This window comes from Streptomyces sp. NBC_01003 (genome assembly GCF_045162695.1).
In the GTDB taxonomy this organism is placed as follows: Bacteria; Actinomycetota; Actinomycetes; order Streptomycetales; family Streptomycetaceae; genus Streptomyces.
In genome coordinates this window covers 5011089-5036997 of sequence record NZ_CP108707.1, presented here as the reverse complement: position 1 = coordinate 5036997, position 25909 = coordinate 5011089, and the positions used below count along the sequence as shown (strand labels likewise).

Annotated in this window: 29 protein-coding genes and 3 pseudogenes; 16 read left to right on the top strand and 16 right to left on the bottom strand. The window is 71.5% G+C overall.

Annotated elements, in window-relative coordinates; all coding sequences use genetic code 11:
• The first annotated feature begins 21 nt into the window (after positions 1-21).
• The gene (locus OG698_RS23110) at positions 22-198 is read left to right on the top strand and encodes a hypothetical protein (RefSeq protein WP_406105112.1); all 177 of its coding nucleotides are present in this window, start codon (positions 22-24) and stop codon (positions 196-198) included.
• A 204-nt stretch (positions 199-402) separates the two neighbouring features.
• A complete protein-coding gene (locus OG698_RS23105; RefSeq protein ID WP_406105111.1) occupies positions 403-681 on the top strand; it encodes a chaplin in 279 nt (92 codons plus the stop codon).
• A gap of 60 nt (positions 682-741) precedes the next feature.
• Here OG698_RS23105 and OG698_RS23100 read toward each other — a convergent pair whose 3' ends face one another.
• From OG698_RS23100 to OG698_RS23060, 9 genes are all read right to left on the bottom strand, one after another.
• Complete coding sequence (locus tag OG698_RS23100; protein ID WP_406105109.1) at positions 742-1599, bottom strand: tyrosinase family protein; 858 nt, start codon at positions 1597-1599, stop codon at positions 742-744.
• A 39-nt stretch (positions 1600-1638) separates the two neighbouring features.
• Positions 1639-2088, bottom strand: coding sequence for a tyrosinase family oxidase copper chaperone (locus OG698_RS23095; protein WP_406105108.1), 450 nt, complete (start codon positions 2086-2088; stop codon positions 1639-1641).
• 30 nt (positions 2089-2118) lie between these two features.
• Positions 2119-2625, bottom strand: coding sequence for a hypothetical protein (locus OG698_RS23090; protein WP_406105107.1), 507 nt, complete (start codon positions 2623-2625; stop codon positions 2119-2121).
• A 116-nt stretch (positions 2626-2741) separates the two neighbouring features.
• Positions 2742-3380 carry a vitamin K epoxide reductase family protein gene (locus OG698_RS23085; protein WP_406111234.1) on the bottom strand — a complete coding sequence of 213 codons (639 nt, stop codon included), beginning with the start codon at positions 3378-3380 and terminating at the stop codon, positions 2742-2744.
• Positions 3381-3433: 53 nt separating this feature from the next.
• Positions 3434-3934 carry a DUF5949 family protein gene (locus tag OG698_RS23080; protein ID WP_406105105.1) on the bottom strand — a complete coding sequence of 167 codons (501 nt, stop codon included), beginning with the start codon at positions 3932-3934 and terminating at the stop codon, positions 3434-3436.
• A gap of 193 nt (positions 3935-4127) precedes the next feature.
• On the bottom strand, positions 4128-4373 hold the full coding sequence (locus tag OG698_RS23075) for a chaplin (protein WP_326774789.1): 246 nt from the start codon (positions 4371-4373) through the stop codon (positions 4128-4130).
• A gap of 84 nt (positions 4374-4457) precedes the next feature.
• Positions 4458-4742: a hypothetical protein gene (locus OG698_RS23070; protein WP_406111232.1), complete on the bottom strand. Its 285-nt coding sequence runs from the start codon at positions 4740-4742 to the stop codon at positions 4458-4460.
• Between the two features lie 268 nt (positions 4743-5010).
• Positions 5011-5688, bottom strand: a complete 678-nt coding sequence (locus OG698_RS23065) for a hypothetical protein (RefSeq protein ID WP_406105103.1) — start codon at positions 5686-5688, stop codon at positions 5011-5013.
• A 238-nt stretch (positions 5689-5926) separates the two neighbouring features.
• Positions 5927-6166 (bottom strand): chaplin, encoded by a 240-nt coding sequence (locus tag OG698_RS23060; protein WP_406105101.1) that lies wholly within the window; start codon positions 6164-6166, stop codon positions 5927-5929.
• A 298-nt stretch (positions 6167-6464) separates the two neighbouring features.
• Here OG698_RS23060 and OG698_RS23055 point away from each other — a divergent pair, with 298 nt between their 5' ends.
• The 9 genes from OG698_RS23055 to OG698_RS23015 all read left to right on the top strand — a co-directional run bounded on the left by OG698_RS23055 (position 6465) and on the right by OG698_RS23015 (position 17019).
• Positions 6465-7562, top strand: coding sequence for a DUF3344 domain-containing protein (locus OG698_RS23055; protein ID WP_406105100.1), 1098 nt, complete (start codon positions 6465-6467; stop codon positions 7560-7562).
• 35 nt (positions 7563-7597) lie between these two features.
• Positions 7598-8731: a glycosyltransferase gene (locus OG698_RS23050; RefSeq protein ID WP_406105098.1), complete on the top strand. Its 1134-nt coding sequence runs from the start codon at positions 7598-7600 to the stop codon at positions 8729-8731.
• A complete protein-coding gene (locus OG698_RS23045) occupies positions 8728-10200 on the top strand; it encodes an exopolysaccharide biosynthesis polyprenyl glycosylphosphotransferase (RefSeq protein WP_406105097.1) in 1473 nt (490 codons plus the stop codon). The genes OG698_RS23050 and OG698_RS23045 overlap by 4 nt, the downstream gene beginning before the upstream one ends.
• Before the next feature lie 130 nt (positions 10201-10330).
• Positions 10331-11584, top strand: coding sequence for an O-antigen ligase family protein (locus OG698_RS23040; protein ID WP_406111230.1), 1254 nt, complete (start codon positions 10331-10333; stop codon positions 11582-11584).
• Positions 11581-13257, top strand: a complete 1677-nt coding sequence (gene murJ, locus OG698_RS23035) for a murein biosynthesis integral membrane protein MurJ (RefSeq protein WP_406105095.1) — start codon at positions 11581-11583, stop codon at positions 13255-13257. Before OG698_RS23040 ends, murJ begins: the two co-directional genes overlap by 4 nt.
• Before the next feature lie 115 nt (positions 13258-13372).
• The gene (locus OG698_RS23030) at positions 13373-14074 is read left to right on the top strand and encodes a polysaccharide deacetylase family protein (RefSeq protein WP_406111228.1); all 702 of its coding nucleotides are present in this window, start codon (positions 13373-13375) and stop codon (positions 14072-14074) included.
• Complete coding sequence (locus tag OG698_RS23025) at positions 14071-15213, top strand: glycosyltransferase (protein WP_406105094.1); 1143 nt, start codon at positions 14071-14073, stop codon at positions 15211-15213. Before OG698_RS23030 ends, OG698_RS23025 begins: the two co-directional genes overlap by 4 nt.
• A gap of 7 nt (positions 15214-15220) precedes the next feature.
• Positions 15221-15883: a lipopolysaccharide biosynthesis protein gene (locus tag OG698_RS23020; RefSeq protein WP_406105093.1), complete on the top strand. Its 663-nt coding sequence runs from the start codon at positions 15221-15223 to the stop codon at positions 15881-15883.
• Positions 15883-17019 (top strand): GNAT family N-acetyltransferase, encoded by a 1137-nt coding sequence (locus OG698_RS23015; protein ID WP_406105092.1) that lies wholly within the window; start codon positions 15883-15885, stop codon positions 17017-17019. Before OG698_RS23020 ends, OG698_RS23015 begins: the two co-directional genes overlap by 1 nt.
• 34 nt (positions 17020-17053) lie before the next feature.
• Here the strand turns inward: OG698_RS23015 and OG698_RS23010 are convergent, their stop codons facing one another.
• From OG698_RS23010 to OG698_RS22995, 4 genes are all read right to left on the bottom strand, one after another.
• The gene (locus OG698_RS23010; protein ID WP_406105091.1) at positions 17054-18325 is read right to left on the bottom strand and encodes a glycoside hydrolase family 26 protein; all 1272 of its coding nucleotides are present in this window, start codon (positions 18323-18325) and stop codon (positions 17054-17056) included.
• A 790-nt stretch (positions 18326-19115) separates the two neighbouring features.
• On the bottom strand, positions 19116-19892 hold the full coding sequence (locus tag OG698_RS23005) for a chaplin (protein ID WP_406105089.1): 777 nt from the start codon (positions 19890-19892) through the stop codon (positions 19116-19118).
• Between the two features lie 94 nt (positions 19893-19986).
• The gene (locus tag OG698_RS23000) at positions 19987-20169 is read right to left on the bottom strand and encodes a chaplin (RefSeq protein ID WP_406111226.1); all 183 of its coding nucleotides are present in this window, start codon (positions 20167-20169) and stop codon (positions 19987-19989) included.
• Positions 20170-20395: 226 nt separating this feature from the next.
• Positions 20396-20809 (bottom strand): rodlin, encoded by a 414-nt coding sequence (locus tag OG698_RS22995; protein WP_406105087.1) that lies wholly within the window; start codon positions 20807-20809, stop codon positions 20396-20398.
• A 235-nt stretch (positions 20810-21044) separates the two neighbouring features.
• Between OG698_RS22995 and OG698_RS22990 the strand changes: the two genes are divergently transcribed.
• On the top strand, positions 21045-21455 hold the full coding sequence (locus OG698_RS22990) for a rodlin (protein WP_406105085.1): 411 nt from the start codon (positions 21045-21047) through the stop codon (positions 21453-21455).
• A 9-nt stretch (positions 21456-21464) separates the two neighbouring features.
• On the opposite strand, the gene OG698_RS22985 is transcribed toward OG698_RS22990, so the two are convergent.
• Complete coding sequence (locus OG698_RS22985) at positions 21465-21704, bottom strand: hypothetical protein (RefSeq protein ID WP_406105084.1); 240 nt, start codon at positions 21702-21704, stop codon at positions 21465-21467.
• Between the two features lie 186 nt (positions 21705-21890).
• Here OG698_RS22985 and OG698_RS22980 point away from each other — a divergent pair.
• From OG698_RS22980 to OG698_RS22965, 4 genes and pseudogenes are all read left to right on the top strand, one after another.
• Positions 21891-22523 (top strand): annotated as a pseudogene (locus OG698_RS22980) (LCP family protein); the annotation flags it as partial.
• A gap of 28 nt (positions 22524-22551) precedes the next feature.
• Entirely contained in the window at positions 22552-23031 is a 480-nt protein-coding gene (locus tag OG698_RS22975) for a hypothetical protein (protein ID WP_406111756.1), read from the top strand.
• 131 nt (positions 23032-23162) lie between these two features.
• Positions 23163-24365: pseudogene (locus tag OG698_RS22970) on the top strand (IS110 family transposase).
• A 216-nt stretch (positions 24366-24581) separates the two neighbouring features.
• On the top strand, positions 24582-24989 hold the full coding sequence (locus OG698_RS22965) for a rodlin (protein ID WP_406105083.1): 408 nt from the start codon (positions 24582-24584) through the stop codon (positions 24987-24989).
• Between the two features lie 88 nt (positions 24990-25077).
• Here the strand turns inward: OG698_RS22965 and OG698_RS22960 are convergent, their stop codons facing one another.
• Both OG698_RS22960 and OG698_RS22955 read right to left on the bottom strand, forming a co-directional pair.
• Positions 25078-25353, bottom strand: coding sequence for a hypothetical protein (locus OG698_RS22960; protein WP_383089249.1), 276 nt, complete (start codon positions 25351-25353; stop codon positions 25078-25080).
• A 272-nt stretch (positions 25354-25625) separates the two neighbouring features.
• Positions 25626-25841, bottom strand: a pseudogene (locus tag OG698_RS22955) (ATP-binding cassette domain-containing protein); the annotation flags it as partial.
• Positions 25842-25909 lie beyond the last annotated feature (68 nt).

Sequence of the window (25909 nt, the reverse complement as noted above, 5' to 3'; positions counted from 1 at the left end):
ACGGCAACAGGGCGGCGCCCCGTGCCCGTACGCCCCGACGGCTCGGCCCACTTCCCGCGCCCGCCGCAGTACGCGCTGCCGCTCGGCCTCGGCGTGCACGGAGCGGAGGGGCCCGACGCGGCGATGCTCCTCCTGCGCCACCGCCACGAAGAGCCGCCCGGCACCGCGCCACCATTCGTGCCCTTCGCCCCGTCATAATTCGCGCCAGGAATTACCGACGATTTTCGGCACAGGCAGCCGTGCGCAACAGAACTCGGCCGCCCTATTCAGTCGGAATCCCCATAAATCGGGGTCCGTCGGATGGATGTCGTTAAGGCCGTTACCTGCGCGGGGCGAGTCCGTTGAACCCGGTATGCGGACGCGATCTTGCGGCCGTATCCGTCCAGCAATAAGGAGAACGTGATGTCTCGCATCGCGAAGGCCGCCGCTGTCGCGCTCGGCACCGGCGCCGTGGTGATCAGCGGTGCCGGCCTGGCCATGGCCGACGCCGGCACCCAGGGCGAGGCCGCCGGTTCGCCCGGCGTCGTCTCGGGCAACGCCGTCCAGGTCCCGGTCCACGTCCCGGTCAACCTCTGCGGCAACACCGTCGACGTCATCGCTCTGCTGAACCCAGCCTTCGGCAACGCCTGCGCCAACGTTGACGGCCACGAAGGGGGCGACAACGGCGGCTACGGCGGCTGACACCCCGACAAAGGCCCCCGGCGCGGATGCGCGGGGGCCTTTTCTCATGAGTGACGCGGATTATGCGTACCGATACAAATGCTCGTGCTCGATCATCGAACTCGGCGTCACTTTCCAGGGCGGCATCGGCGAGTCAAGAGTCACGACCCGTCCCGTCTCCGTCGTCCCTCCGGCCGGCAAATAGGGGGCCGAGTCGGGGTATTTCCGGTGCCAGCGCGACCAGAGCAGATCAACGAACGCGTGGTTGAGCCAGAAGACGGGGTCGTTCACGGCGTCCGCGCCGAGCATGTGCCCGCCTACCCACCGGTGCACCCGGTTGTGGTTACGGAACTTGCCGTTCCCCACCCCCGAGGTCCAGCCCTCGACCTTGTTGCGGAACCCGCGTGAGGACGTCGAGTTCCACGGGGCCGAGTCGTACAGCGCATCCCGCATGGCCCAGGCCAGTTCGTCCTTGGTGGGCAGCTCGATCGGATCGTGGGGGCGGCCGAAGTCCCGGGTCAGGTATTCGCCCTCCGTCACGCCCTCCTTGATGGGCCAGTGCCCGCTCCCGTAGGCGAAAGGACCGGTCGTCACCCGCCGGTCGGAGCGGCGGCCGTTCCCGCCGAGGAACCCCTCGCCCCACAGCGACGACGTGGGGGAGCGGTCCACCGTCCAGTCCCAGTAGGGGACGGAGACCCCGGGGTCCACGCGCTGAAGCGCTCCTTCGAACTCCAGGAGGAACTGCCGGTGCCAGGGCAGGAAGGTCGGCGCCATGTGCGCGACCCGCTGCCCGCCGTCCCCGTCACCGACGTAGAACTCCACGTGCAGGCGCACGAATTCGTCGTACCGCCCGCTGCGTTTGATCGCGAGCAGCGCGGACACGAACCGCTTCTTCTGCGCCGCCGTGAGCGCGCTCTGGTTCTGCCGCGTGTAGACCAACGCCGTCCCGCTCCTTCAACTTCGGCTGTGCCGGGGCTCTCAGAGCACCTGTCGGCGCAGAATCTGGTGACCGAGTTCGTCCACGGCCCCCCTCGCCGCGGCCAGGGGGGTGGGATACGACTGGTAGTGGTCGACCATGCTCAGATAACTGCCGTCGGCGCGGCGCATCAGATGCAGCGGCCGGCCGTCGACCGTGACGTCCCAGCGCCCGGACCGCTGCCCCGACTTCTGCCCGAAGTGGGCGCGCATCATCGAGCCCTGTCCGCGTGTTCCGCGGATGTGGCGGCCGCGGTAGGTCTCCTCGAAGTCCTTGCCGGGCGCGTTCTGCAGATCGTCGTGCGGCTCGCGGAAGGCCCGGCCGACGAGGGCGGCGGCCGGCACCACGGCCGCGGCGAGCGCGACCCCGATCAGCCGCCGCACCGCGGTCCGGCGCGTCACGAGCCCCCGGCCGGCGGGACCGAGACCGGCAGGTGGGGTACCGGCTTCCACTGGCGTCTCCTCTTCCGGACTGCGTGCGGGTCACACGATGTCGAGCGCGGCTCCCGGCGCCGCCGTCAGCAGCGGCGTAACGACCGCGGCCTCGGGAAGCGCCGCATCCGGGAGCCCGAAGCGGTCGGCCAGCGGGCCGGTGAGCGGCGGGTTGACCGACGCTCCGGGGGTGGCCGTCCGCACGTCGGACCCCGCGGTGGTCAGGCCCAGGTGATCGACCTTGTGGTCCCCCGTCACCTGGGACAGCGGCGCCTCGAGCCGCGTTTCGGGCAACTCGCTGCTGAGCGGAACCGACGGCAGCAGCGGCTCGGGAAGCATCCGACCGGCCACGAACCGCGGGGCTTCGGGTCCGCCCGGCAGCGGGATCGGCACCCCGGTCGACAGCTCGGGCGCCTTCACGTGCAGCGCGTTCTCCACACCGGTCAGCGGAACGGCCACGGGTACCTGCTCGCCCGCGACGGCGGGAGCGGCGCCCGCGCCCGCGGCGGCGAGGCAGCCGGCCAGTACAGCGAGCGTCCCTCTGGCAGTTGACTTCATGTCGGACACGGATCCTTTCGGGCTTCGCGGTACTTGTCACCGCGAAAGGAGTAACGACCCGGCGGGCGGCACCAGTACAAATTTCCCTCGCTCGGCGCAATCGGCCGATGTGTGTATCAGCTGGTCCAGAAGTCCCACCAGCGGGTCAGGATCAGCATCCCGATGATCCCGACGTGCAGCACCGGCAGAACCCACGTGAACTCGCCGAAGAACGACCGCAGCCACGACGGCGCGGGCAGGAACCCGTTGCGCACGTTGAACGACGTCACGTACCAGAACATGACGATCGTGGCGACCCACGCCAAAGAGCACCACAGGCACAGCGAGTTGATCCGGTACAGCGACTGGAACTGCAGCCACGTGCAGAAACCGACCCCGAACAGCGTGCCCGCGTTGAACGTCAGCCAGTACCAGCGCGGGAAGCTCGCCCGCCCCAGCAGGCTCATCCCCACACAGATCACGACCGCGTAGGCGGCGAGCCCCAGCATCGGATTCGGGAACCCGAACGCCGACGCCTGCTCGCTCTTCATGATGTTCCCGCACGACACGACCGGGTTCAGACTGCAGCCCGGCGTGAAGTTCGGGTCCTCGAGCAGCTTGAACTTGTCGATCGTGATGACCCACGCCGAGAGCAGCCCCGCCGCGCCGGTGATCACCAGAAGCAGCGCGAAACCCAGGGAACGGGACTCCGGAGCGGAACGCGAAGCCTCAACTGAGCCGTCGCCGTGCCGAGTTGGACCGGACTGCCGCGCCATCCGGGCCGGGCGTCCCTCGGTGTTCGTGGTTCCCATGGGCCACTTCCTTCTCGTCAGACGCGCAGCTTGCGTACGGGGAGCAGGCAGTGGGCCGCTCCGATCAGCGTCGCCTCGTCGCCCGTGAACGAGGCGAAGTCCTCCTCGGCGACCGGGCTGCCGGGCACCGCCGAGGTCCAGGGGCGCGTGGTGAACACGAAGTACGCGTAACCGCGTTCGGCCGCGGCGGCCAGCCACTCGGGGGGCGCGACGCACTGGGCGTTGAGGTACGGCATGTTGACGACGGCCTGGCCGGCCTCGACGAGCAGCGAGACGGGAAAGCTGGGGTTGCCCGTGGCGTCCACGACCTTGCCGACCGGCAGGCCGTTGTTCTCCAGCAGGGCTCGTACCGCTTCGGTCGATGCCTCCTGCCCGCCCGCGCCGTCCCCCAGGGAGTAGGCCAGCAGGAAAGGCATGTCCCCTGCCTCGTCCGGGTGTTCGCCGCTCCATGCGATGACGGCGAGGGTGCCCAGATCGATGGCGCGGAAGGCGCGGTTCTCAGTCGGCGTTGAAGTCACCACGGCAGCGTAGCCACGGTCGCCGGGCGCCCCGGCGACCTTTCACCCGCTTGGGGGAACGGCCCCCACCCGAACGAGAATTGGGGCCGCGCCGGACAGGCCGAGAGGCCGGTCCGGGGCCGCTCGGAGCGGGGGAACCAGCCTCTTGTCGGCCTGAGTGCCGCTTCGCGCGAGAGGTGCGCGAAGGGCTGCGTCAGCCGATCTGGCCGCTGTTGCCGAAGGCCGGGTTCAGCAGGCCGATGACGTCGACGGTGTTCCCGACGGCGTTGACCGGAACGTCGATCGGCACCTGGACGACGTTGCCCGAACCGACGCCCGGGGAGCCCACCGCGGCACCCTCCGCGCCGGCGCCGCCGTGGGCGAAGGCGCTGCCCGAAGCGGCGCCCGCAGCGAGACCGGCGACGGCCATGACCAGAGCAGCCTTCTTGGCAGTGTTCATATCGAAAACCTTCCCAATTGGGGTTTTTTGCAGCTTATGAACCCGGTTGTGCGGCGGGTGGCAGGAACACACCCGCGCAGATCGCTACTTGCCGAGGGGAAGGCCGCCGAGGAGTCCGGCCGGGGCGCCCGCGCCGGCGTCGTTCACGTTGTCCGCCGTGTCCTGCACCGTGTTGAGGACCGAACCGCCCCGCTCCGTGTCGAGCATGTTGGTGTGCAGAGGCTGGGCGTCGAGCACCGACTGGTGGCTCAGGGTCTCGACCGCGCCGTTGAGGCTCGTCGGCGTGAGGTCGGAGGCGAAGGCGGGTGCGGCTGCACCGGCGATGACCATGGATCCGGCGACGACGGCGGCGGCCTTCAGGGGCTTCATCATGTTCCTTCCTTGGGGTGACGATTTGTCACCAGCGACGGGATGTCCAACGAGCGTCCCCGGCAACGGAAACTCTGAGGTCAGGGGATTTGCCGAACCCACTCGAATGAAGGGCCGTGGAGTTCTCATATGAGATTTAGGAGGAGGTGAATGGCCGGCGCAGGGCGCCCGATCAGGCACGGCCGGAACATGAAAAGCCCGCCGCGCCGGTGCGGGACCGGCGCGACGGGTGGGCGGGGGCGCCCGCTTCGCCGCGGGCGCGCCCCCGTCAGCCGTGCAGGGCGGGAGCCTTGGGGAGCGCCGGCGTCTGCGGGAGCGTGGAGGTGGACGGGAGGGACGCCGTGGACGGGAGCGGGACCCCCGGGAGTGCGGGGAGCTTGGGCAGGCCCGGCAGCGTGGGCGCGGGCAGCCCGCCGCCGAGCAGTGTGGCGGCGAGCAGGTTCACCAGGCCGGTGACGACGTTCGTGGCCGCCGTGGCCACGCCCGCGACGTCACCCGCGGTGGACGCCTTGAGCAGCGCGTCGACGGCGGTCTGGAGCGCGGTCAGGGCGTCGCCCTTCACGTCCATCCGGGTCGCCTTGGCGTCGTCGGGGGTGGCCGACTTCGGTGTGGTGGTGGTTGCGGGGACGGTGGCCTTGGCGGCGTCGATGGCCGCCTTGATCGCGTCCGCGTGCTTCTGTGCCGCCTCGGCGGACAGCTTTCCGCCGTCGGCCTTGAGGACCTCGGTGAGCAGGTCCGTGACCGGGGTGATGACGGAACTCATGCTGCCGAGCGCGCCGACCTGGCCCAGCAGCGCATCCGCTCCGGGAACCGGTGCGCGCAGTCCCTCGACGCTGCTGGAGCTTCCCGGGTCGCTTTCGGCGGCTATCGCGGGGGCGGCGGTGCCGAGGAGAATCGTCGCGCAAAGAGCGGTGGTAGCTATGCGCCGTACGGGCTGATGGGGCATGTGTGTTCCCTTTCGGTGATGTGTGTCCGATCTTGTGACCACCGTGGAATGGCTGATCGCACTGCGCAACCGAACGGCGACACGCCGTGTGTGATCACCCTTGTCTCTCGGCGTGTCGTGCCAGGTGGGGCGGCCGTTCGGGGGGTCTGCGGGGTCCGCCCCCCCATACGGCGCAACGCACGCGAGAACGGCCGCCCCGAAAGGGGCGGCCGCGGAAGAGTCCGGGGGAGGGGCCGGATCAGTTGACGGCGCAGTGGGTGCCGAACGCCGGGTTCAGCAGGCCGATCACGCTGACCGTGTTGCTGCAGGCGTTCACGGGGACGTGGACGGGAACCTGGACGGTGTTGCCCGAGATCACGCCGGCGGAGTGGGCGGCGGCACCCTGAGCGCCACTGTCGGCGGCGGCGACGCCGGCGGTGCCGGCCAGAGCGGCGGCGGCAACGGTGGAAAAGACAAAGGCCTTCGCGGTACGCGACATGGGGAAGTGCTCCTCGGTCGGTTGATACGTCTCCGGGGCCAGGCGCCCGGCTCGTGGATCAACGTGTGCCACCCGTGCGGGGTTGCGCCCCCGATCGGGTGACCGTGTGGTGGATACTTCACTTCTTCACTATTCCGACACACATGTCGGATTCCCCAGATAAATCCGCATCTGTCGCTACAGTGGCTCACCTCCCGGCCGGGCGAGGCGGGGCGCAGAACTGTTTCCCATCAAATGTGACTTTCGCATTCTCATTTCCGTGATTCAGAAGCTCTTTGTCCCTGAAAGGGAATCGGCCATGCGTCATCACACGGGCTCGTTCCTGCGCCGCACGGCGGTGGGCGTCATTTCTCTTGCGGCGATTTCCGCGACCTGTGGCGCCGCGGCCGCGCCGCCGGCCCGTGAGGCCGAGAGCATCGCTTTCACCCAGCGCTACCGGGCGCTTCAGCACGGTGGAGTGGTCCGGGCGGCCAACGCGGCGATCAGCTGCCGGACCGCGGCCGCCGGGGCCAAGGTGTCGTGCCCCGCGGCCCGTTCGGGCAGGGCGGCGGCCAACGGTGACTTCGACATGGTCTATACGGACATCGACCGCGACCCGAACACGTACAACTCCAGCAGCGCGGAGGTCCGGCTGCCCGTCGGCGCGAGGGTCACGTACGCGCGGCTCTACTGGGGTGGCAATCTCCGCGCGGGCGAGCAGAAGCCGGCCAGGGACAACGGCCGTGTGCTGCTGCACGAGCCCGGCGGGACGTACAGGGCGGTGCGCGCGGACACCCTGATCGGGCACCGCGTCGCGGGCGGCGCCGATGCCTATCAGGCGTCCGCCGATGTCACCCGGCTCGTACGCGCGTCCGGCGGCGGGTCGTACACCGTCGCGCAGCTCAATGTGGCGAAGGGACGCTCGGCGGCCGGGGCCTGGGGCGGCTGGACGCTGGTCGCCGCGTACGAGAAGGCGTCGGAGCCGCTGCGGCGGATCGCGCTGTGGGACGGGTTCGCCTCCTTCGACGCGCGGCACCGCGACCGCACGGTCCACCTGGCCGGGCCGCCCGTCGGCGCCGGGACGGCCGGACGCGTCGGCATGGTCGCGTACAACGGCGACCGGGGCGTCAAGGGTGACGCGCTGAGTGTCTCCTCGGGGCGCCGGGCCCGGCCCGTCGCGCTCCGGAACGCGGCCAACCCGGCCGACGACGTGCTCAATTCGAGCATCAGTGAACCGGGACGCGCGCAACCGAGAAGGGTCCCCGCGTACGCCAACACCCTCGGCTACGACTCGGACGTCTTCGCGCTCGGCCGGGGCATCGGGCAGAGGAGGTCGGGGCTCGACCTCCGGATGACATCGCGGCGGGACACGGCCTGGATCGGCGTGCTCTTCGCAGCGGTCGACGCCAAGCCCTAGCGCGTTTCCCTCCTCCATGACGAAGGGAAACGCGCATGCAACTGACAGCGACACCCCCTCGACCGCGTGTCCTCCATGTCACCCAGCCCGTCGACGGCGGAGTGGCCCGCGTCGTCCGTGATCTGACCGAGGCTCAGCTCACGGCCGGCATGCGGATCAGCGTGGCCTGCCCGCCCGACGGTCCCCTGGCCGGATCGCTGCGCCGCATCGGCTGCGACGTTCTGCCCTGGGAGGCGACCCGCTCGCCCGGGCCCGGCATCGCGCGCGAAGTACGCGGCCTGGCCCGGCTCGTGGCGCAGGCGCGACCGACCCTCGTCCACGCGCACAGCGCCAAGGCCGGACTCGTCGCGCGCCTCGCCGTCCGCGGCCGGGTGCCCACCGTGTTCCAGCCGCACGCCTGGTCCTTCGAGGCGGTCGACGGCGCCACCGCCCGGATCGCCCTCGCCTGGGAGCGCCGGGGCGCGCGCTGGGCCTCCCGGGTCGTGTGCGTCAGCGAGGCGGAGCGCGCGACGGGCGAGCGCGCCGGGATCACCGCGCGCTGGGACGTCATCCCAAATGGCGTGGACCTCACCCGCTTCGTGCCCGCGCCCGAACCGCGCGAGGCCACCGCCGATCCGCTGGTGGTCTGCGTCGGGCGCATCTGCCGGCAGAAGGGCCAGGACGTCCTGGTGCGCGCCTGGCCCCTCGTGCAGGAGAGGTTCCCGCGAGCTCGGCTCGCGCTGGTCGGGGACGGGCCCGACGTGCCGGCGCTGCGCCGGCAGGCCACCGCCTCCGTGCGGTTCGTGGGCGCCGACGACCCCGTGCCCTGGTACCGGCAGGCCGACCTCGTGGTGCTGCCGTCCCGCTGGGAGGGCATGGCGCTCGCGCCCCTGGAGGCCATGGCCTGCGGGCGGCCCGTCGTCGTCACCGACGTGGACGGCGCCCGCGAGAGCCTGCCCGCCGGCCTCGCGTCCGACTGCCTCGTCCCGCCGGACGACCCCGCCGCGCTCGCCCGCGCCCTGACCGCTCTGCTGCGCGACCCCCACCGGCTCGGCGCGCTCGGCGGCCTCGCCCTACAGCACGCTCGCACGCACCACGACGTGCGGCGCACCGCCGACGCGGTCGCAGACGTGTACCGCGAACTACTGGGCGTGGAGCCCACAGAGTGCAGGGAGCCCATCAACACGTGACCGCGGAACGTACCGTTGCCTCCCCCGCGGGGCAGCCACGCGCCACTGCGCCGAGCACTCTCACCGCCTCGGTCATCCCGCCACGCACCGAGGCGGGCGGCCGCCGGTCACCTGCGGGAAGGCGCCCCGCCGAGCGGCACCCCTCCCGTACGCCCCTCCTCGCGGCGGACGGAACGGCCGCCGTGCTGAGCACCCTCGTGATCGCGCCGGTCCAGCACCACCCGCTGCTCGTGATCGCGCTGGCCGTCGGGGTCGCGGCGGCGAACGCGCGCGCGGGCCTCTACCGCGGCGACGCGCCCCGCCTTCTGCTCGACGACTGGCCCGCGATCGGCGGCCGCATCGTGGTCATCTGGTGCGCCATGGCGGCCGGGCTCGCGGGGTTCCCGCAGCTCGACCCGCTGCCCGCCGCCGCGCTCGCGGCGGGCGCCGCCCTGCACTGCCTCCTCGCGGGCGCGGGCCGCGGCCTCGTCTACCGGCGGCGCCGCGAGGCCGCCGCGCGCCGCCCCTGCCCGACCCTCCTCATCGGCCCCGAGACCATCGCCCGGCCGGTCGCCGCCGCCCTGCTGCGCCACCCGCGCTCGGGCGTACGCCCCGTCGGCATCCTGGCGGACAAGGGGCCCGAACGCCCGCCCGACCACGACGGGCCCGACCTGCCCGTCCTCGGCTCGGCCGACGAACTGCGCCGCGCGATCATGCAGAACGGGGTGCGGCGGGCGCTCCTCCTCGACGGCGCGGCGCCCGACCGGGCGGCCTGGCTGGCGGTGCTCGGCGAATACGGCTGCGGCGTCTGGGAGTTCGACCCGCCGGCCGACCCTTGCCCGGCGCGCTCCGGCGACGCGGCCCGGCACCTCGCCGGGTTCCGCTACCGGCCGCGCCCGCCCGCCCGCCGCCGTGGCAGCGCCGGCAAGCGCGCGCTCGACCTCGTCGTCTCCGGCACCCTCCTCGTCCTGACCAGCCCGGTCCTGCTCGTGTGCGCCGTGTGGCTGCGCCTCGCCGAAGGGCCCGGCGTCGTCTTCCGGCAGGAGCGCGTCGGGAAGGACGGGAAGCTCTTCACGCTGCTGAAGTTCCGCACGCACCGCCCGATCGACGCGATGGAGTCCGCCACCCGGTGGAGCGTCGCCGACGAGAAGCAGATGGCGTGGTTCTGCCGGTTCCTGCGGCGCACCTCCCTGGACGAGCTGCTCCAGCTGTGGAACGTGTTCCGCGGCGACATGAGCCTCGTCGGCCCGCGCCCCGAACGCCCTTATTTCGTCATGCAGTTCAGCCAGGCCCACCCCGGATACGCCGAGCGGCACCGCATGCCGACCGGGATCACCGGCCTCGCCCAGATCCACGGTCTGCGCGGCGACACCTCCATCGAGGACCGCGCCCGCTTCGACAACGCGTACATCGACAGCTGGTCGCTGTGGCAGGACATCAGCATCCTGGTGCGCACCGCGGCCGCCCTCGCACGCTCCACGGGGAGTTGACCGCGTGACTGCCTCTCCCGCGGACGCCGGGCTGCGTACCGCTCCAGGTCCGACCGGTGTGCGCCCCGCCCCGGCCGCCGCGCTCGTCGCCGTCCTCGGCCGGTACGCGCCCGTGCTCCCCGTCGTCCTGATGGTCGCCGTGCTCGGCCTCCCGCTGACGCCAGGCTCGGCGGGAACCGGGGGCGGCAGTCTCGCGGACGCGGTCTCCGGCCTGGTCGTCGCCGTCTGCGTGGCCGTCACCCTGCGTCGTGCCGAGCGCCCCCTGGCCCGTACCGCCGCGATCGTCCTCGGGATGCCCGTCGTCGGGATCGCCGTCGCCGCGGCGGGCGCCGACTCGCCGTCGATCGCGCTCGTCGGCATGGTCCGCTACTGCCAGATCTTCGTCCTCGTCCCCGTGGCCGTCCTCGTCCTGGTCCGCGACCGCCGCGACTTCCGGCTGCTCACCTGGTCGTTCGTGGGGCTCGCGCTGTGGCAGGGCGGCATCGGCATCCACCAGTACCTGACCGGGACCGGCGCCTCGTACATGGGCGAGGACATCCGCGCCGTCGGCACCTTCGGCCCGACGGACGTCATGGGAATGGCGACGGTGGTGTCGTACGGGCTCGTGGCCGCCGTCGGCCTGGCCCTCGGTGCCCGTACCGCTGCCCAGCGCACCCCCGCCCTGCTGTGCGCGCTCGCGCTGCTCCTGCCGCTCGCGCTCTCCTTCAGCCGGGGCGCGTGGATCGCGACCGTCGTGGCCTGCGGCGCGCAGGTGCTGCTCGCCGGGGTGCGGCGCGCCGTCCGCCTGTTCGCCGTGACCGCGGCGGCCGCCGTCGTCCTGGTGGGCGGCTTCGGCGTCGGGACGCAGCTGCTCCAGGAGCGCATGAGCAGCATCACGCAGGTCGCCGACGCCCCCGACCAGTCCGTCACGGACCGGTACACGATGTGGGCCGCGGCGGTCGACATGTGGAGCGAGCACCCGGCGACGGGCGTCGGTCTCAAGGGGTTCCCCGCCCACCGCGACAGTCGTGCCTCGCTCGCGCTCTCCTCGGGCAGCGACACGGCGGGCGCGGGCGCCGCGTTCAAGCGCCAGCCGCTGCTGTCCCCGCACAACATGTATCTGCTCGTCCTCAGTGAGCAGGGCCTGATCGGCCTGGTCGCCCTCGCGGGCGGCTGGATCGCCCTGCTGCTGCTCGCCCTGCGCCGCCTCGGCCGCGGTGCGCGCACCCGGCCCGGCCGGGACTGCGGCCTCGTCGCGTGCGGCCTGCTCGGCTGGCAGATCGTGGACTTCGTGTACGCCGACATCGGTGGTCCGTCGACCGTACTGACCGCCCTCGTCATCGGCCTCGTCGCCTGGTGGGGCCTGGCGCCGCAGGCGCTCCTGAAGGAGGCGGCGACGCCGTGACCATCCCCACCGCGGACGGCGACACCCGTACGGCAGCGGGCCTGCCCGCCCAGCTCAGGGCCGAGCCGACCGCCCCCGAATCCCCCGGAGCGTCGAACAGCCGCCTCGCGCGGGCCGCCCTGCTCACGGCCGTCCTGTCGGCCGCCGGGTCGATCCTCGGTCTCGGCCGTGACCAGTCCCTCGCGCACCTCTTCGGCGCGGGCAGCGAGACCGACGCGTTCCTGGTCGCGTGGACGGTCCCGGAGTTCGCCTCCACGCTCCTCATCGAGGACGGCCTGGCGTTCGTGCTCGTGCCCGCGTTCAGCGCGGCCGTCGCCCGCCGCGCGCAGGCCAGAGGCACCGATCCCGTACGGTCCCTCGTCTCGTCGTCACTGCCCCGCTTCGGCCTCGCGTTCCTGGCCTCGACCGTGCTGCTGATCACGGGTGCGCCGTTCCTCGTACACGTCCTCGCGCCCGGCCTGTCCGACCCCCGACTGGCCGTCGACTGCACCCGGTTGACCGCCACGTGTGCCCTCACGTTCGGCCTGGCCGGATACTGCAGCGCGGCGCTGCGGGCCCACGGCTGCTATCTGCCACCGGCCGCGATCTATGTCGCGTACAACATCGGCATCATCGCGACGATGCTCGTGTGCGGGACGCGCTTCGGCGTGCGGTCCGCCGCGATGGGGGTGGCCGTTGGCGGCTGTCTGATGGTGGTTGTCCAACTGCCTGCCTTTCACAGGCGGTTGAACACCGCGAAAGCCACCGAGAAGCTCGCGGACGAGGTCAGGGAGGAGCCCGGGGACGAGAGCGCGGCCAAGGTCAGGGCCGTGCACCTCGGGCTCATCGCCGCCGTCCTGACCTTCGCCCTGTGCAAGCAGTCGCAGGTTTTCATCGAGCGCTTCCTCGCGTCGTCGCTCGCCGCGGGCTCCATCTCGCACCTGAACTACGCCCAGAAGGTGGCCCAGCTGCCGATGTCGTTCTCCCTGATGCTGTGCACCGTCACGTTCCCGGTGGTGGCGCAGGCCGTGGCGCGCGGCGACATCGCGGCGGCCCGCGCCCGCATCGAGCGCGACCTCGGCCTCGCCGCCTGCGTGGTCCTCGTCGGCGCCGCCGCGATCTTCGCCTGTGCCCCGCAGATCGTCCACGTCCTGTTCCAGCGCGGCGCGTTCACCGCCGCCGACACCGCCGCCACGGCCTCCGTCATGCGCGTCTACGCCCTCGGCCTCCTCGGCCACTCCATGGTGGGCGCCCTGGTCCGCTCCTACTTCTCGGCGGGCCGCCCCACCTGGTACCCGGTGGGCGCGATGGCCGTGGGCATGGCCGCCACCGCGGGCGTGGGCGCCCGGACGGTCGACCTGTGGGGCGTACGGGGCATCGCGGGCGCCAACGCCTTCGGGATCACCCTCACCGCCGTACTCCTCCTTGCCGCGATGGACCGGCGCAGCGTCCCCGTCGACGCCTCCAAGGTCCTGGCCGAGCTGGGCAAGCCGCTGCTCGCCGCCGCGGGCGCGACGGTGGCGGGGCTGATGGCGGCGGCCTCCTTCACGTCGCCGCTCGCGGCGGGCGGGGCCGGGTGTCTCGCCGTGGCGGCCGTGTTCGTCGTCCTCCTGTGGGCGCTGAGGGCCGAGTCCCTCGCGCCCCTCGTTCCCGTTGTCCGCTCCGCGACCAGAAAGCTCCGGCATGCCCGTTGACGCAGGACGCACCGATGACACAGGACGCACCGGGACAAGAGCCGTTCCGCGCGCCCGGCCGTGGCTCCCGGACCGCACCCGCCGGCTGCTCCCCGAGCCGCCGATGTGGGTTGCGATGTACCACTCCGTGGACGACTGCCGCGACGACCCGTACCGCGTCACCGTCTCCCCCGAGCGCCTCCACGAACAGCTCCGCTGGCTGCGCAGGCGCGGGCTGCGCGGGGTGGGCGTGGCGGCGCTCCTGGAGGCCCGCGCGCTCGGCACGGACCGCGGCCTGGTGGGGCTCACCTTCGACGACGGCTACTGCGACTTCGTCGACAACGCCTTGCCGCTGCTTCGCCACTACGACTGCGGCGCGACCCTGTTCGTCCTGCCCGGCCGCCTCGACGGCGTCAACGAGTGGGACCCGCTGGGCCCGCGCAAGCCGCTCCTGTCGGAACGCGGCATCCGGACCGCCGTGTCCGCGGGCATCGAGATCGGCTCGCACGGCCTGACCCACGTCGACCTCACCCACGTCGACGACCGCGTCCTGCGCGCGGAGACCGAGGACAGCCGAAGACGCCTGGAGGAACTCACCGGACGCGAGGTCCCCGGCTTCTGCTACCCCTACGGCACCGTCGACCGCCGTGCCACGGACGCCGTCCGCCGCGCCGGATACCGCTACGCATGCGCCATCTCGCCGGGCGACCTCACCGGCGAATTCGCCCTGCCGCGCGTCCACGTCGGCCAGGAGGACGCGGCCTGGCGCCTCGAACTGAAGCTGCGCCTGCACCGTCTGCGCCGCCGCCCGTCCACCGCGCCGGAGGCCCGTACATGAGAACCCTGCACGTCATCACGGGCCTCGGGACCGGGGGAGCCGAACAGCAGCTGCGGCTCCTGCTGCGCCATCTGCCCGTCCACAGCGACGTGGTGACGCTGACCAACCCGGGCACCGTCGCCCGCGGCCTGACCGCCGACGGCGTCCGCGTCGTGCACCTCGGCATGACCGGGAACCGCGACCTGGGCGCCCTGCCCCGGCTCACCAGGTTCGTGCGCGAGGGCCACTACGACCTCGTGCACACCCACCTGTACCGCGCCTGCGTCTACGGCCGCTTCGCCGCGCGCCTCGCCGGGGTCCGCGCCGTGGTCGCCACCGAGCACTCGCTGGGGGAGAGCCGGATGGAGGGGCGCCCGCTGTCGGCCGGTGTCCGCGCGCTCTATCTGGCGGGCGAGCGGGTGGGGCGGGCCACTCTGGCGGTCTCCCCTTCGGTGGCCGAGCGCCTCGCGCGGTGGGGGGTGCCCCGGCACCGTATCCACGTCGTGCCCAACGGCATCGACGTCGACCGCTTCGCACACGACCCGGCGCTACGGGACGCCACCCGCCACTTGCTCGGCCTGCACCGGGACGACTTCGTCATCGGCGGAGTCGGCCGCCTCGTCGCCGGCAAGCGCTTCGACGTCCTCGTCCGGGCGCTGGCCCGACTGCCGGACTACGTAAGGCTTCTGCTCGTCGGGAACGGGCCCGAGGAGGAGCGGCTGCGCAGGCTCGCCCAGGACGTGGGCGTCGTGCGCCGCGTCGTGTTCGCCGGGGAGCGCCCCTACGCCTCGCCGTCGGGCCGCGTCGGCGACCCCGATCTGCCGGCCCTCCTGAGCGCGATGGACCTGCTCGGCTCCCCGTCGGACGACGAGGCGTTCGGCCTCGCCGTCGTGGAGGCGCTCGCCTCCGGGCTGCCCGTCCTCTACGTCAGCTGCCCCGCGGTCGAGGACCTGCCGCCGCACCTGGAGTCCACGGCCGTCCGCGTCCCCGGCGACCCGGAGTCGTTCGCACGGCAGGCGCTGCGGATCGTGGCGGCCCGGCCCTCCGGCCGCACCCCGTCCCCGGCAGCCCGCCACTACAGCATCGCCCGAAGCGCCGAACAGCACCTGCGGCTGTACGAGACGGCCCTGGGCGGTTCGGATTCGAGAGTTCGAGAGTGAGTAAGTGATGACCGATGCTCCTCACCGGCGGGTCAGCCCGGCCGGTCCCCTCGCCCCGACGCCCGCCCGCGTGAAGCGCCTCCCCCTGTGGTCGCTGATCGCGGCCGGGGTCCTCCTCGGCGGCCTCGCGGGCGGCCTGTACGGCGTGCTGAAGACGCCGCAGTACTCCGCCACGAGCTATGTGATCGCGGTGCCGGACGAGATGTCCGACCCGTCGACCGCGCTCGGCTTCGCCCAGGCCTACGGCCGCGTAGCCACCCAGATCGCGGTCCTCGGCGACGCCCAGGTGCGGGCGGGCGTGCCCGTGAAGGTGCTCCAGGACAGCGTGCGGGCCGAGACCTCGCCGGACGCGCCGATGGTCGCGGTGTCGGCGACGTCGGCGCAGCCGCGCAAGGCCGCCGACATGGCCAACGCGGTGGCGCGGGCGCTGACCGACGACGCCAACCACACGCAGGCCGGCACCAAGGTGAAGCTCCTCCAGTTCTCGCGCGCGGTGAAGCCCACCGCGCCGTCGTCGCTGTCCCCCAGGGTGACCGCGCTCGTGGGCGCCAGCGCGGGCGGCCTCCTCGGCGGGCTCGTGATGCTGGTCCGTCCCCGGCGCGAGCCGGCGGAGACGGCGGCGACCGTCCCCGGGCCCGCGGTGGCCGCGGACCTGCAAGGGAGCATCTGATGCGGCCCGGGGGCGGGGGCCTGTCGGCCGAGGTGTGCACCGACAGTGTCCGGTTCGGCTCGCTGGGCCCCGAGTGGGAGGCGCTGTACCGCAGGTCGCGCACCGCCACCCCGTTCCAGAGCCATGCCTGGCTGCACTCGTGGTGGCTCTCGTACGGGTCCGGGCGTGGCCTGTGCGTGGTCCTGGTCAGGGACGGAGGCCGGCTCGTCGCCGCGGCGCCGCTGATGCGGCGGTGGCGGCCCCTGCCGGTCCTGGTGCCGCTGGGCGGGAGCATCTCCGACTTCTGCGACGTCCTCGTCGACGATGTCGATGTCGATGTCGATGACGGTGATGGTGAGGGCGGCCGGGTCCGCGCGCTGGGCGACGCGCTGTGGCGGCTCGCCCGCACCCACATGATCGACTTCCGTGAGGCCCGCCCGGGAAGCGCCGTCGAGCGTCTCTACGACCGGTGGCCGGGGCCAAGGCGCCGCCTCGACGACTCGCTCTGCCTGGAGCTGCCGCCCGTACCGATGGACGACATCGTGGGCCGGCTGCCCGGGGCCCGCGCGCAGCGTGCCCGCGCCAAGGTGCGCAAGCTGGACGCCCTCGGGATCGAGCGCCGCGTCGTGCCGCCGGACCAGATCGACGACTCGGTGCGCCGCCTGGTCGAACTGCACCAACTTCAGTGGGAAGGGCGCAAGGTGACGACGGAACACCTCAGACCGCGCTTCTCCGAGCACCTCACCCGCTCGGTCTCCCTCATGGCCAGGTCGGGCGACGCGGTCGTGACCGAGTTCCGTATCGACGAGACGGTCCTCGCCGCCGACCTGACCTTCCTGTCCCCGCCCCTGACCGGCGGATATCTGTACGGCGCCCATCCGGGCCTGCGCGAACGCAAGGCCGACCTCGCCACGATGCTGCTGCGCTCGTGCAGCGAGTACGCCCAGGAGCGCGCGTCCGGATCCCTGAGCCTGCTGCGCGGCGACGAGCCGTACAAGCACCACTGGCGTCCCCGCAGCGTCGTCAACCAGCGTTTCGTGCTGGCCCGACCCGGCACGTCGGCGGGGCTCGCCCTCGCCGTCGGCGACGTGGCGGCGCGCCGCCTCGGCAAGAGAGCGCTGCACGCGTGGAAGGCCCGGGGCGGCGGCACGTCGTGACGACCCCGCCGCCACCGGCCGGGGCTCCGGCGGGTCAGGAGCGCCGCGACCACCAGTCGAACCGCAGGCACAGCTTCCCGCCGAGCCAGTACTCCACCCAGTCGCCGAGGCTGAGCGGCGCGCAGTCGGGCGGGGCCACCGGAGACGTGACCTGCGGCTTCTGGGGCGTCTCAGGCGTCTCGGGCGTCTCAGGCGTCTCGGGTGTCTCGGGCTGTGTGGGCTGGGTCGGCTTGGGGACCGACGGCACCGACGGCTCCAGGCGGCCGGAGAGCATTGAGCGGTAGACCAGCGACGACCGGGGGTTGTCGTCGCACTGCCACACACCATGCGGGCAGTAGTCCGTGATCGTGTTGTAGAGAGGCTTGTACCGGTCGATCCACTCGATCATGCGCCGCATGTAGTCCGGGTTGTCCCCGTTACGGAACAGGCCCCACTCCGGGTACGAGATGGCCTTGTCGTGCGCCTTGGCGAAGTCGACGTGCTCCTGAAGCCCGTACGGCTCGGAGACCTGCTCGGAGAACGACTTGCCCTCCGGCTGGTCGTACGAGTCCATGCCGATCACGTCGACGACGTCGTCGCCCGGATAGCACTTGGTCCAGGGCACGGCGTCGAGCCCACGGGTCGGCGTGAAGTCGAAGCGGAACTTCTGCCCCGGCACCGACCGCATCGTCGTGACGATCCGCTTCCAGTACGCCTTCCAGGCCTCCGGATCGGGCCCGCACCGGTGCGTGTACGTCGTTCCGTTCATCTCCCAGCCGGGCACGAGCACCGTGTCCGGGACCTTGAGGTCGACGAGGCGCTGGGCGAGGCGCCGGAAGTGCTCGTCGAAGTCGCCGGCCGCGCCCTGCGAGAGGAGCGAGCGGACCTCCGTGTCGGAGACGCGCTCCTCGTTGCGTTCCAGCATCGGCACGTTGAGCACGAAGAGCCGGTCGTCCCGCTCGCGCCGCCACTGCGCCCAGTCCTCCAGGAACCCGGGGGCGCCCTCGATGTTGCTCCACCGGTCGCCCGGCAGGTAGGTGTGCCCGACGCGCAGTTCGGAGCCGCCGAGCCACTTGCTGAGCCGCTCCATGCGCTGCACGCCTCTGGGCCCGTAGTCGAGGTAGGCGCCGAACGCGGGGAACGTCGAGGTGTCCGCCGGAGCATCCGTCACGCCGCCTGTGGAGGTGGGCGAAGGCGCGGGTGCCGGTGCAGGGGTCTTGGCGGGTGCGGCGGAGACGGAACCGGCCGCGAGCACCGCTGACGCGAAGATTGCGGCCGTCATCAAGGGGATGCGCCGGCTCAGGGTCCTTCGGCGTTGTGGGGACATGCCTGCTCCTCGTACCGCACTTCCTTCATTGTTGACACTCAGTCACACCAATGGGTATTGCGCCAACCGGGGTCCGGCCCGCACGCCTCTCGCGTCGCCCGTTGGGGCTATCACCAGGAAAGGGGTCCCCCGCGTGCTCGACACCGGCGTTCCCCGCGAGGAGCGTCCGCCGCCGGGCCCGGATGCCTCCCTGGAGGACCTCACACTGCGCCGGGTCTCGGCGAGCGTCGCGGGACCGGCCGTCCTCATTCCCATGGACGACGGGGGAGCCATTGCGGTGAGCCGGCTGCGGGAGGAACTCCACCTGCTGCCTCCTGGTAGGGCGCAGGCCGGGGGTGTTCCTCGCGGGCCTGACGGCGGCGGATTTCGGCCCCTCGATGCGCTTAGTGCACGGCGCGCCGTTCACCGTGCCGCATCTCGTGGACGGGGTCCGGCGGCGACTGCGCGGCGGGCGCCCCTCGGGGCCCACACTGCCGGGCAGCAGGTCGGCGCACGCCCCGCCGGCGACGGCCGACCGCTGAACGGTCGGACAGGTGACCGGGACCGCCGCGGGTGCGTTCGCGCCCGTGGCGTCCTTTGGAGTGACGGTGCGGGCGAACGGGTGAATCGGTTCCGCAGCGGGGGCCGCCCGGTGGTGGACTGGCCCGGTTGTGAGACGGGTCCGGCTGCCTTCCCCGTCAGCCGTCGGCGATTACGCCGTGGGTCGGCAGCAAGCGGTCGAACGGCCCTGTCCGCCGGCCGGGAAGAGCATGAACGTCGGCTCTTCCCGGCCTGGCGTAGGGCGATCACGTCACCGGGCGGCGGCGCGTCCCCGCCGGTAGAGGATTCCGCCGCCGATCAGCAGCCCCGCACTCGCCGCCGCGGCGGCCAGCAGATCCTGATCCGTCCCGGTCTCCGCCAACTGCGTGTGCCCGCCCGTGACATGGGCGTGCGGCACGGGCGCCTTCACGTCCGGGGGAGTCAGACGCTGCGTCGTCGGCGGCTGCACCGGGGCCGGGGGCTCGACGGCACGCACGGGCGGCGGAGGCACCTCGGAGATCTCCTCCGGGGTGGCCACTCCGGAGGAACAGTGGTTGCCCGTCGCGGGGTTGGCCGCACCGACCACGTTCCCGGAGTTCCCGCACACGTTCACGGGAGCGTGCACCGGAGCCTGTACGGAGTTGCCCGACAGGATGCCGGGCGACCCCTGCGCGTCACTCTCGGCGTGGGCACCGCCCCCGGACATGCCGTCACCGCCGCGGTATCCGTCGTCCCCGGTCCCGTGGGAAGCTCCGCCGACGGCCCGGTCGGAGCCGCCTCCGCGGTCGGATGACGGCCGCGAACTCCCGCTGGTCTCACAGGAGTTGCCGAAGGTCGGATTGAGTGCGGCGACGACGTCGACCGTGTTGCCGCACGCGTTCACCGGGACGTCCAGGGGGGCCTGGACCGTGTTGCCCGACAGAATGCCGGGGGAGCCCGCCGCCTGCCCGTCTGCGCCCGACGCGGCGAACGCACTGGAGCCCGGCAGGGACAGAATGCTCGTCGCGGCCGCTGCCGCGACCATTCCCAAGTTCAGGGCCTGTCGCATCAAGTTGTCTTCCTGCTCGCAGATGAAAGCCGGCCTTGGAGTACGAGACGTGTCCAAGGCCGGCGGAGCCGCGGCCCGACGGCCGCGGCGTCGATCAGTCGTCGTTGGCGCAGCCGTCGCCGAGCGCCGGGTTCAGAACGCCGATCACGTCGACGGTGTTGCCGCACAGGTTGACCGGGACGTCGACCGGGACCTGCACCACGTTGCCGGAGACGGCCCCCGGCGAACCGAACGCGGCACCCTCGGCACCCGTGTCGGCGAACGCCGGAGCGGCCATGCCCAGGGCCAGCACAGCGCCGGCGAGGATCGTCGCGCTCTTCTTGAGATTCACTCTCTTACCCTTCTCGCGTCGTTCATGACTGAGGTCATTACCTCGGTGTGAAAACGAGCCGTGAGGCGGAAGGGAACTGAGCCGTCCGCGTTAAAGAAGGGCTCACAAGGCAAAGAAAACCGGGCCGCCGCGCCGGAGAAGGCGGGCGGCCCGGGTTCCCGGGGCTGGTGGATCAGCCGTTTCGCTCGCCGTTCGCGGCCAGGACCGGGATGTCGTCCACGATGTGCGAGAGCGGCTCGTCGCCCTTGGCCTGCGTGGAGTTCTCAGCGCACTGCTGGTTCTGCGGGGCCGACAGGACCGAGACGTCCTGGACGGCGACCGGCACCAGCAGACCGAACAGCGGGCCCACGTTGCCCTTGACCGGCAGACCGATGCAGGGCTTGTTCAGCGAGCCCTGGACCGCGCCGAGCTGCGGGCTCTGGGCACCGTGCGTGGCGGAGTTGCCGTACGCCTGCTGGGCGCCGACGCCGCTCGTGGACGTCGTGCTGCCGTCGTCACCGAGGGCCAGAGCCTGAGGGGCGGCCGCAGCCGAGACGCCGACGACCGAAACGGCGACCGCAGCCGCTGCCATTGCCTTCTTAAGCATTTCCAGTTCCTTTTCGCACAGACGCCAGTTAACGCTGCCCGAACAACAGGGCCTCGGCCGGAATGGTTGCGGCACTTCACTCGGTCGGGCTGCACGTGCAGATAGCGATCTGCTGATAGTCATTTATTCGGCAACGCCCGGGCGAACCCGTCAGAGTGAACCCGGACAACCATGTGCGTAAATCGGAGTTGGGCAGGGGGCTCCCGGGTCGGGGGCAACGAGAAGGGAATTCATCATGATGAAGAAGGTCATGGCGGCTGCAGCAGTCGCCGCCTCGGTCGCCGGTATCTCGGCGGTCGCAGCCCCCCAGGCCATGGCGATCGACAACGACGGTGGCACCACGTCCACGAGCGGCGTCGGCGCCCAGCAGGCCTATGGCAACTCCGCCACGTACGGCAGCATGAGCCCGCAGATGGCGCTCATCCAGGGCTCGCTGAACAAGCCCTGCATCGGCCTGCCGGCCAAGGCCAACGTCGGTTCGCTCGTCGGCGCCGTGCCGATCTCCGTGCAGGACATCCCGGTCCTGTCGGCCCCGCAGAACCAGCAGTGTGTCGAGAACTCCACGCAGGCCAAGGGTGACGAGCCGCTCTCGCACATCCTCGAGGACATCCCGGTCCTGTCGGCCAACGGCACGGCCAACGACTGAGCCGCGGCCTCATTCCGTTGGGTCGTCCGCCTGTCCGGCGGCCCAACGGCCCTGGCCGTCGCGGGGCCAGATGTCCCGGGCGACGATCTCGTCCCACTCCCGGTCGGGCTGCCCGGGAAGCGTTCTGCCCCGTTGCCTCCAGTTGTCGAACAGCGCCCCGTAAAGGGGTTCGTCGATTCGGTATTCGGGCGACTCCCGGCTCTGCGGAATAAAGCCCTTGGGTGGTCGGCGGTTCTTGTTCTCCGGCACAGCACTTCGCCTTCCTCGGGGCGATCTCTGGCTCTCTGTTCCATCTTCTCCGGAAGCCGAAACAGTTCCCTTTAGGGCGAAAGGGTTACTTCCCGGCGGCGCGCGGGGCGGTCACCGTTCAAGCTATTCGGCAGCTGGCATACGGTGCGGTCAGTTCTGTCCCTCTGCTGTGGAGCGAATCAGGTGATGAAACGCCCTTCACGAATGAGCCGTCGGAGAAGCGTCTGCCTGGGTGCGGCAGTCCTGGGCGTACTTCTCGCTACGGCGGTTTCCGTGGCGGGTCATTCTGTTTCCGCTCTGCCGGGCGGGATTCAGCGGGTCGATGCGTTCAGCGGCGCCGTGAATCGGCCTGCCGAGGGCCCCGGCACAAATATTCTGCTCATGGGGACGGACGGCCGGGACACCATCTCGAGCCAGGAGCAGAAGAAGTTCCACGTCGGTGGCGTCGCCTGCGGCTGCACCGATTCGCTGATGCTGATCCATGTCTCGAAGCGGCGTGACCAGGTCAGCGTGGTCGGCCTCCCCAGGGAGTCGTTGGCGCAGATCCCCGCGCACCGGGACCCGGGCACCGGGGAGCAGTTCCCCGCCCACCCCGCGCAGATCGACGCGGCCTTCGCGGAGGGCGGTCCCGCGCTCTCGGTCCGCACGGTGGAGGCCATGACGAACCTCAGGGTCGATCACTGTCTGCAGATCGACTTCAGGCGGTTCATCGACAGCGTGAACGCGGTCGAGGGGGTGGACGTCTGCACCCCGAGGCGGCTGTCCGACTCGGCCACCAAGCTCGACCTCCGGCCCGGTCGGCACCGCCTCGGGGGCGGTCAGGCCTTGCAGTACGTCCGCTCGCGCCATGTGGACGCAAGCGCCGACCTGGGGCGGGATCCAGCGCCAGCACCGTTTCCTGATCAGCGTCACGCACAGACTCGCCACCGGCGGGATCCCCGCCGATCCGGGCAGGGCGATCGGCCTGGCGCGGACGGTGCTCGGTGCCACGAAGGTCGACCAGGGGTTTACGCCGCAGGAGCTCGTCTCCCTCAGCAGCGACCTCAGCCGGCTGCCCGCCGCGCAGACCGAGTTCACCGTCGTGCCCGTCGCCGGGTTCAACCCGGTCATCGAAGGCGTCGGCACGACCCTGGAGTGGGACGAGGCGGCGGCGGAGAAGACGTTCGCCACGCTCGACCAGGACCGGACCCTCACCCCCCGTTATGTTTTCCGCGGTCCTGCAAGAGGGCCGCTGGCCTCCGGGCCCGGCATGGCTGTTCCCCCCTGTCGAGGGCATGACCTGGGGGGTGGTGCTACCGGGCCCGAGAGGCGCCGTTGGAGACGCTGATGAGAGGTCCGACTACCGCCCCGCCGAGCGCAATGCCCGGCACCTGGTGGGCGGCAGGTCTGCATAACGTGGATGCGCGCACGACGCCAACGCCCCGGCCAGCACCGCACCAACCCGTTCGGGAGGACGGCGTGAACGACAGCGACGAGATAGGCGTCTTCCTCGGCCTGGACGTCGGCAAGAGCGCCCACCACGGCAATGGACTCACCCCTGCCGGCAAGAAGGTCTTCGACAAGCAACTTCCCAACACCGAACCGAAGTTGCGGCAGGTCTTCGACAAGCTCCGCGAAAAGTTCGGCACCGTCCTGGTCATCGTGGACCAGCCCGCCTCGATCGGCGCCCTGCCCCTGACGGTCGCCCGGGACACCGGCTGCAAGGTTGCCTATCTGCCCGGCCTGTCGATGCGGCGGATCGCCGACCTCTACCCCGGCGAGGCCAAGACCGACGCCCGCGACGCGGCCGTGATCGCGGACGCCGCCCGCACCATGCCCCACACCCTGCGCTCGCTCGAACTCACCGACGAGATCACCGCCGAGCTCACCGTCCTTGTCGGCTTCGACCAAGACCTCGCGGCCGAAGCCACCCGCACCAGCAACCGGATCCGCGGCCTGCTCACCCAGTTCCACCCCAGCCTGGAACGCGTGCTCGGGCCGCGCCTGGACCACCAGGCCGTCACCTGGCTGCTCGAACGCTAGGGATCCCCGGCCGCACTGCGAAAGGCCGGACGCCGCAGGCTCGTTGAGGTCATCCGGCCCAAGGCGCCCCGCATGGCCACGCGCCTGATCGACGACGTCTTCGACGCGATCAACGAGCAGACCGTCGTCGTTCCCGGCACGGGCACCCTCGACATCGTCATCCCGTCCCTGGCCCGCTCGCTCGGCGCCGTCCACGAACAACGCCGCGCGGCAGAAGCCCAGATCAGCGCCCTGCTGGAGGCACACCCTCTTTCCGCGGTCCTGACCTCGATGCCGGGGATTGCGGTCAGGACCGCCGCCACACTGCTGGTCACCATCGGCGACGGCACCAGCTTCCCCACCGCCGCCCACCTCGCCTCCTACGCCGGACTCGCCCCGACCACCAAGTCGTCCGGGACCTCGATCCACGGCGAACACGCACCCCGCGGCGGCAACCGTCAGCTCAAACGCGCGATGTTCCTGTCCGCGTTCGCCGCCCTGCACGACCCCGCCTCCCGCACCTACTACGACAAATGCCGAGCCAGAGGAAAGACCCACACCCAAGCCCTCCTCCGCCTCGCCCGACAACGCATCAACGTGCTCTTCGCGATGCTCCGCGACGGCACCTTCTACGAACCAAGAACCCCACGCCTCGCTTGACGAAAGACATAGAGGCACCCCCCCGCAACTCCACCGTGCAGCCTTCCGACCTCCCGCGCATCGGGGTCGAAACGGCGGTGCGCGGGAACACGCCGGCCTGTTCCTGACCGTAAGTGCGCTGGGCCAATCGGGTTGCACCGCGAAACCGCATCAGCCCGGCTCAGTTGATGACCATGCGGCTCCGTGACCGGAGCCCGCCGATTGAAGGGATTCACCATGAAGAAACTGTGGGCAACCGCGGCCATCGCTGCCTCCGTCGCTGGTATGTCGGCAGTCGCCGCCCCCCAGGCCCTCGCCGTCGGGGACGACACGGGCACCACGTCGAACAGCGGCAATAACGCTGTGCAGTCGTTCGGCAACTCCTCGACGTACGGTGCCATGAGCCCGCAGCTCGGGCTCGTCCAGGGCTCGCTCAACAAGCCCTGCGTCGGTCTGCCGGCCAAGGCCAACGTCGGTTCGCTGGTCGGCCTCGTGCCGATCGCCGTCCAGGACATCCCGGTCCTGTCGGCCCCGCAGAACCAGCAGTGTGTCGAGAACTCCACCCAGGCGAAGGGCGACGAGCCGCTGTCGCACATCCTGGACGACGTCCCGGTCCTGTCCGCCAACGGCGTCGCCAACGACTAGCAGCCACGAAAGTGGGGGCAACCGGATTCCGGATGCCCCCACTTTTCTGTGCCCGTTTTTTGCTTACGGCTTCTGCTAACCGGCTTCGCTAGCTCACCGACGGCAGAAGCCCCGTCACCGGCGCCACCAGATCGGTGACCTGGTGCAGCTCGTTCAGCCGGTTCAGGCCGCCGAGCTGCTCGTTCACCGTGGGGATCTCGGCCCTGTGCTCGGCCGGAATGCCGCTGGTGGTGAGGTCGTTGAGGCTGATCGGCTTCATGTTGCCGAGGGGACCTACGGGAGCGGCCTCGGCCGCGGGCATGGCGAGAGCGGAGGCGCCGGCGGCCAGAGCGACCGCGGCGAGAACACGTCGTGTGGAGATCATGCCTTCAGCAACGGCCGTCGGGTGCCGGGGGAAACGGGCGTGACGGCCCGCCCACCCGAGAGGCGTACCGAAGTCGTACGGAATCGCCCGTCCCGGGGCGGGCGATCGGGCGGCAGGGCGAGGAAGACCTCGTCCGGGCTGGGGAGGCGCAGGCCCGGTTCGTCGGCGGCGATCCCGGCGCCGTCCAGCCGGCGGACGAGCGCCGAGACGAGCATCGGATCGGCGACGGGCACGGTGAGCAGGCCGGTGTTCGCGTCGTGGACGGGGGCGGCGGGGTCCCTCACCACGTCGAACCCGCCGGCCGTGGCGCGCCCGGCGTCGGGCCGCATCAGCGTGGACAGGATCCGCACGGTGGTGGTCTTGCCGGCGCCGTTCGGCCCGAGGACGCCGATCACCTTCCCGGCGGGCACCTCCAGGTCGACCCCGTCCAGCGCGACCATGTCCCCGTACCGCTTGACGAGCCCTTCGGCCCGGATGGCATATGACATCGCCTCTCCCTCCCTCTCCCTCCCTCTTCCTGACGCTGTCGGTTTCGCTGTCGGTTTTGCTGTCGTCG